Consider the following 6,289-nt stretch of genomic DNA (forward strand, 5'->3'; position numbering starts at 1 on the left):
AACTTACGACTTAGTGGTGGTAACTGCGGGTAGAGGCGCTTTCTCGACTTTATTTGAACGAGATGACCAAAAATCTAACCATGACATACCAAAGCGCTATGTTGTGTCATTCATTACGACCGGATTGAAGGGAGATATAGAACCCATTTGAGATCTCAGGAATTGGCTGCAAGCCGCTTAAGCATTAGCCTGACAAAACAGAGGTTAATCTTAGTTGTTGCATGAGATAGAGTGCGCTCAAAGTTTTTCACGAGACTTTTACAACGCTCCATCCAAGCATTTGAGCGTTCAATCACCCACCTTGCCACGGCTGGGACAAATCCCGATTTTCCTTGTGCTGCCTTCTCTTGTTTTGAGGGCTTTGTCGAAAGCTCAAACCTGAGCTTGGTCATGATTTGAGGATAAACCTTCTCCAACTGTTCAATCAAATAGTCAATGTGATAGCCGTGGTAAGCGCAAGATGGTAATTTTGGGAATGTTAACAGGTTTTGACTTGAAATAGTTGATGTGGAGCGTCAACATCTCAAGCAATCCCACATCATCGCTAACGCTGGCTTTTGTACAGTGAGTAAAGAAGGGAAAGCCAAGCGTATCAACGGCTAGATGCCTTTTAATCCCATTGGTTGATTTGTAAAAACAAAATCCCTTTGACTCCACACTGGCATTACAGGTATTCTTGACGGCTTGAGAGTCAATGATGATTAACGTTGTCCACTTCGGTTTTTTTTTACCTGTTCGCGCACTTGCCCATGTAAAATATTCATCAACTTCTCAATTACCCCGGCTTCCCGCCACTGCTTGTAGTGCCAATACACCGTTGAGTAGGGGGGCAAGTCTTTGGGTAAGTCTTCCCAGTTGCAACCATTCTTAAGTTGGTAGAGGATGCCATCCAGGATTTCTCGTTTTGTCCATTCAGGGGGACGGGTTCGCTTTTTCGGCGGCAAGAACTCAAGTAACAGGGGTTCGAGGATTTCCCACTCTTGATCACTCAGGCTGCTGGAATAGGGCATGGTAGCTTGATTGGACTGTTATCACCACCTTACTTCAAACTCTATAAAGATCTCAAATGGGTTCTATAGGCTTAATGACATTGGTGCAAGATGTCAGGTTCAATGGGTTTTGCTCTGTTAGCCCGAACTTTTAGTTTAAGGTGGGCGCTGCGATCAAGCATCAACAAAAGGCTTAAGCAAATGTACTTAGTGTATTAACGAAAGTTAGCAGGGATTGCTCTCTTTTGTTGATCTGTGCTCAAGACGTTTTTCAGATGTTTCTTCCTCTCGAAATTTCTACGATAAGGACAGTTAAGCAAAGCGCTTAACTCAAGACAAACCAACGAAATACAAATCGGGCTCTCGAAGAGGCAGTTCTTGCCTAAGAGCTTAGTAGAACTCCCCTCCCAACCCACTCTCATTACTCAACAGGAGGAGCATCTAATGGCAGAAATGACAACACAAACACAAGATAAAGAACTTCATGCTTATCAGACTAGCAAATACAACTATTGGGATGCCCGTGTCTTGGCAGATTATTGGGGACAGTCAGAGGGCGAAGCATTCTTAAGAAAAATCCAGGTTTTATGCATAGCTCCAGGTACGAATGCTTTGCCTCAACACTAAATTTTTTTAATGAGCAACTCTGAGGCGGCTATGTCTGTTTTAAACTGGAAAATTGGCTTTGAGATTGAGCTGATGGCACCAAGAGGACTCAGTAGACAGGACTTAGCAGAGTCGATAGCTTCAGCAAATGATGCAGGAGTGCGTCGTGTCTTCCACCCTCAATCTGAACTCAGTCACGTTCCAGGAACTCCCGTGTTCCACAATCTCACTTTGGGGTTTGAGGTCATCGATCGCCAGGGAAATGCGATCGCTCGTTGTGTGGATGACCTCACCCTTATTAACGACTTAGACAAAACTCACGAACCTCAGCCAGGATGGTATCGGATTGTTAGCAATGATACCCGATTTCTGCAATTAGTCACCTGCCAAGCTGACCCAGCTTGCGAACTCTCCGAAGTTCTAAAACCGATCGCTAGTTTATTTGCTACCACTCTGGAAGCCGGACCAGGGGGAATGGTGCGTGTTGCTGATTCTACAGGCAATCCAATCGCGATCGCTGCCCCCCTACCAGGGGAACGAGAACGTCCCTGTGAGTTAATTACTCCACCGATTGATGTCAATCATTTTGAACGCCTAGAGAATTTCCTTTCTACATCACGCTCTCTTGGCTTTACAATTCCCTCTGAAGGTGCAACTCACCTACACTTCACACTGAGCAATGATGAGAGAGGGGCTGAAAATTCCTTCGGGGATGGCTGCCCTTACTGTCTTTTGCTCCAATTGCGTGAAGCCAAGCTATCCCCAAAGCATCGCCTCAAACACTTCATTATTAGCAGAGATTAGCGCGATCGCAAATTCAACTTTCTCGGTAATTTCTCAAACGGCACGCCAACCCACTCGCAAAATACCTGCCACTGTTCGCGAGTCATTGCCGGTTCAACATCCCCGTTTTCCCAACGCCTCAGCGTAGACGTGGATACTCCCAAGCTTACTGACAACTGCTCCTGAGTCAGATTTGCCTGTTCGCGCAGTCTTCTTAACGGAGAGTTATTTTCCTCTGGCTGTTGACTTGATTTTCTCGGTGGCATATCATCATATACGCGATTCAAACAATCGCTTGTTTCAACCGATTGTAGTAATCTTTTTACGAATACAACAGTGGGCAGACACCCTTCGATACTCACCTACGTAGCCAGTAAATGTCTGCCCTATTTTCAGTGTCTTAATCTTAAGGGATTCCAGGAATTTTATGAGCTACAAAGAACGTCTTCAAGCTTGGACGATTGTCCGTCTCCTTCCTGATATGCAGCGAACCATTGTGGGTCGGTTTCGTCATCGAGCTGACGCAGACGGTCACTTGCACTTTTTACGGCAGCAAATTCCCAATGGTTCCTTTGCTGTGGTATTTGACTGTCAATCAGGCATCGAGGAATAGTCAGTTCCCGGTTAGTCAGAAGAAAAAATTCAGAGGTTCTTTTTACCGAGATTTCAGGGATAAGAGCCTCTTGCTTGAGATCAAGCCAAAAGTCAAAAATCCAAAGAATTTTCAGCCTAAAATTCTATCAATTGGCTTAGATCGAATCCGTTGGCATTGGAATCATATTTTTTTAACGCTCCAGAGCGCTGAGGGTGACGCTGAGGGATGCTGAAGTTTTTGAAGAATTCCGATGCCAATGGAAATGATCTGAGTCAACAAAAATTTCCTAGGAGTTTTTTGACTTTTGGCTTTTTTGACTTTCAGACATTCTCACAAACAGAAACATCGCGGTTTAGCGAGGTTGGGCAGAACTTTGTTCAGCTGGATTGGGACAAATCTCCTTAGGAATAGCTTGAACCATAGCCGTCAGTGCGGTTGAAGGATTTTCTACCCTATAGGCTTCCTGCAAGACATCCGACCAAAGCCGCTGTTTGGCAAAGTATTGGGCACGCTGCTGAGCTATGTCTTCGGGTAAGGCTTTTCTGGCTTGAAGTTGATCGTTCAAACTCTGCAATTCCTTCTGGATGCGATCGCGCTTTTGGGCGTCCATGACTTGAAACTTTTCTGTTGCGAAGGCTTCAGCATTGTCCTGATCGCTGAAAAAAAGCCTCCATTCATAGGTTTGACCGGGCTGTAGCGCTTCCTTGGCGCTATAAAGGACACGGTTTTGTTTATCTTTCACGTTGTAACGCCACAAAATCCGATCGCTCCCAACGGCACGCAGTTCCAGCCGTTTAAATGGGCCCGTCCAGACAAATAAGGGGCGATCGCTCCAGATTTCCAGGTTGGTGCCAATGGACTTGGGTGCGATCGCACAGACAGGTCCACGCGGAGCACCAGTTCTAGGCGGCAGAGGAGACTTCTTATCTTTAGGAAGAGCCTGAAAAATCCTCGCCCAAGGATTATTGCTTCGACCACGAGTCGTCCCAGTTCTTCCGGGCACAGGAGCTCTAGGATCTACAGGCGGCTTATTATCTTTGGTTAGAGTCCCAGAAATATCCTCTCCATAGCCAGACGGACTCATTTGTGCTCTGGTGGTTTGATTTGAGCCAATAGGTACACTAGCAATCAGCGCTGTAACTAGCAACGTTGAGAACACCCAGTGAAACTTTGACATGAGATTTCCTCTCTAACTGCGCTAACAGAATATAAGTCCAAAATGTTGCGGTAGGTAGCAATAAGGGCAATAGTACTCCGGCTGTAATGTAAAGCTGTAAGCTCGCCACCCCATAAATTGCGGTGGCACTTGCCATCACTAGCATCCATTTGCCCCTTTCCAAAGGTAAAAGAAATAGCATCAGCTTTCCTTTCCTCCGTTTCCTTCCCCCTTTTCCCTGCTCTAAGGCCAGTACTGCACTCTTCCCCAAAAATGCAGCTATCCCAATCAGCCAGAGATCGGGAATTGGCACAACCAGTCGCTGATTCAGGAAATGGTGAATCATATAGGCGTGGGCTTCACCGCCTGGGAGCATCCCACGCTCATCGGGTGGATTTTCCCGATCGCGCCAGTATCTCACAGCAGAGGGGACAGGGAAATTGTCCTCACCTGGCTTGGAAGCGCCAGCTTCCCCATAACCGCCTGCGGCAATCATCACGATCGGCTGCTGCTTGGGGTCTAGTTTTAGGGAATCTGCCGATTTCTCCAACAACTCCCAAGCTGGGAGACGCTGATACACTTGCTGTGGGGGAATGGAAAAGTCAATGATGGGGTGTACCCATAGTTGACCCAACGTATAAGCAAAATTCGTTAAGGGGTGTAAGCGAGCTTTGCTGGAGAATACATTCCTCTCGTCCTTGCCCGTAGTCTGAGTGACATAGGCCCCCACCTGAGAAAACCAATCGCTGGAAGATTGCAACTGGGGTTGGGGGGGATGCCCCGATGGCTCAAAATTCAATCGATGAGCCAATGCCAACAGGTAGGAAAAGGGCAAGGCTCGAGGGTCTTGCCCTTGCCGGGGTACAAGCGTCATATACCTCAGGTCGTTGCCCAGGACGAGAACATCACCTTGTAAGCTCCAGTTGGGCTTAGCCAGCTCAGGCAGAACCTCATACCAGCCTCCAGAATCACTGCGGGCAGCCGCGAACACAAACCAAGTTCCCTTTTGCACAGAGGCACTCAGTGACTGGGCGAGTTTTTGGTCGTTTTCCTTGTTAGAGAGAGGGCGATCCAAAAGATAATCGACCCCAACTACTTTGGCATTGAGCGCCGAAAGCTTATCCACCAGTTGCGCCAGATAGCTGCGATCCATTGGTACCGCTGGGTAAGGGATTTTAGCCTTTTTGAGGGAGTCACTGTCAATTTGTACCAACAGCACAGGAGGCTGCTTGGTGGTTGATACTTGATGCGTCAGCCCGCGATAGCGTGCCTGTAGTAACACTCGTCGCTCTAATAAGTTGCCCTGCACCGGAACCTGCCAGCTGACTAAGGCTAAGGCAAAAAGAGCGATCGCCTCCCGTTTTTTGGGTATCCAGCGTTTGAGGGTTTCCTTGATGCCAAAGGGTTGGGGACGAAATAGGGGGGCATCAGGATGGCGAAATAGGGACGGAATCAGGGAAGCGCTGGGATAAGTCAGCTGTTTTTCTAACTTGAGGTACTGACAGGCGCTTAGCATCGCCTCGTGGACATCTTGGTACTGAGCAAGACGCTGGAGAAACCGCAGGAGGAACTCTTGGGCGACTTGGTTATGAATGGGTTCTCGCATCACCGCCACTTGGCTCAATCCCATGCTAATCAGGGTGTTGGCAAGGCTTAGTCCGTTGCAGGAGTTAAACAGTGCAAACTGCAATCCCCGTTCTGCGGCAAGTAAGAGGGACTGTTCGATTTCGTTAAGGAAGAGGGAGACGCCAGGAGCGATCGCTAATTCTCCCCCTATTAATTCCGCTTCATTACTGTGACCGGCGAATAGTAAGACATCCCAGCCACATTCATCTGCGATCGCTTCTATAATTTGGGCTTTGAGTTCGCCGCTATCCTGTCCCGGTTGCCAGCCAACAAACTGAACGTCAGCCATTGACTGGAGCGATCGCACCGCTTCTTTATCCGCTTTAAAATCTAAACCCGTATCATCCCCCAAAATCGCTAAAATTCTCATCCGACGACGGCGACTCTTGGGCTGTAGGTTGATACCCTGAATCTTCGGGGGCATCCGAACGATGCGAATTCTACCCGTAGCCGCAAACTCTGTACCAATTTCCCACGCTTCCCAGGGTAATCGCGCCAGATCCAAAGGATTACAGGTCAAGAAAACTTCGACAA

The 6,289-nt window shown here is 47.8% G+C and carries 7 protein-coding genes and 1 pseudogene; 3 read left to right on the forward strand and 5 right to left on the reverse strand.

Annotated features, from left to right (window positions below):
• Positions 1-155: 155 nt before the first annotated feature.
• Positions 156-699, reverse strand: a pseudogene (locus V6C93_RS38165) (transposase).
• Positions 700-701: 2 nt separating this feature from the next.
• A complete protein-coding gene (locus V6C93_RS10440; protein WP_333476592.1) occupies positions 702-1,010 on the reverse strand; it encodes a transposase in 309 nt (102 codons plus the stop codon).
• Between the two features lie 357 nt (positions 1,011-1,367).
• Between V6C93_RS10440 and V6C93_RS10445 the strand changes: the two genes are divergently transcribed.
• Positions 1,368-1,616, forward strand: coding sequence for a hypothetical protein (locus V6C93_RS10445; RefSeq protein ID WP_333476593.1), 249 nt, complete (start codon positions 1,368-1,370; stop codon positions 1,614-1,616).
• Between the two features lie 9 nt (positions 1,617-1,625).
• On the forward strand, positions 1,626-2,399 hold the full coding sequence (locus tag V6C93_RS10450; RefSeq protein ID WP_333476594.1) for an amidoligase family protein: 774 nt from the start codon (positions 1,626-1,628) through the stop codon (positions 2,397-2,399).
• On the opposite strand, the gene V6C93_RS10455 is transcribed toward V6C93_RS10450, so the two are convergent.
• Positions 2,396-2,665 carry a helix-turn-helix transcriptional regulator gene (locus V6C93_RS10455; RefSeq protein WP_333476595.1) on the reverse strand — a complete coding sequence of 90 codons (270 nt, stop codon included), beginning with the start codon at positions 2,663-2,665 and terminating at the stop codon, positions 2,396-2,398. The two genes, V6C93_RS10450 and V6C93_RS10455, sit on opposite strands and share 4 nt — an antisense overlap.
• A gap of 140 nt (positions 2,666-2,805) precedes the next feature.
• Here V6C93_RS10455 and V6C93_RS10460 point away from each other — a divergent pair, with 140 nt between their 5' ends.
• Positions 2,806-2,991: a hypothetical protein gene (locus V6C93_RS10460; RefSeq protein ID WP_333476596.1), complete on the forward strand. Its 186-nt coding sequence runs from the start codon at positions 2,806-2,808 to the stop codon at positions 2,989-2,991.
• Positions 2,992-3,325: 334 nt separating this feature from the next.
• Here the strand turns inward: V6C93_RS10460 and V6C93_RS10465 are convergent, their stop codons facing one another.
• On the reverse strand, positions 3,326-4,150 hold the full coding sequence (locus V6C93_RS10465; RefSeq protein ID WP_333476597.1) for a hypothetical protein: 825 nt from the start codon (positions 4,148-4,150) through the stop codon (positions 3,326-3,328).
• Positions 4,095-6,289: CHASE2 domain-containing protein (locus tag V6C93_RS10470; protein ID WP_333476598.1), on the reverse strand; the 2,195-nt coding region annotated here is incomplete at its 5' end. The genes V6C93_RS10465 and V6C93_RS10470, both read right to left, overlap by 56 nt.

Source organism: Allocoleopsis sp. (assembly GCF_036703385.1).
Taxonomy (GTDB): Bacteria; Cyanobacteriota; Cyanobacteriia; order Cyanobacteriales; family Coleofasciculaceae; genus Allocoleopsis.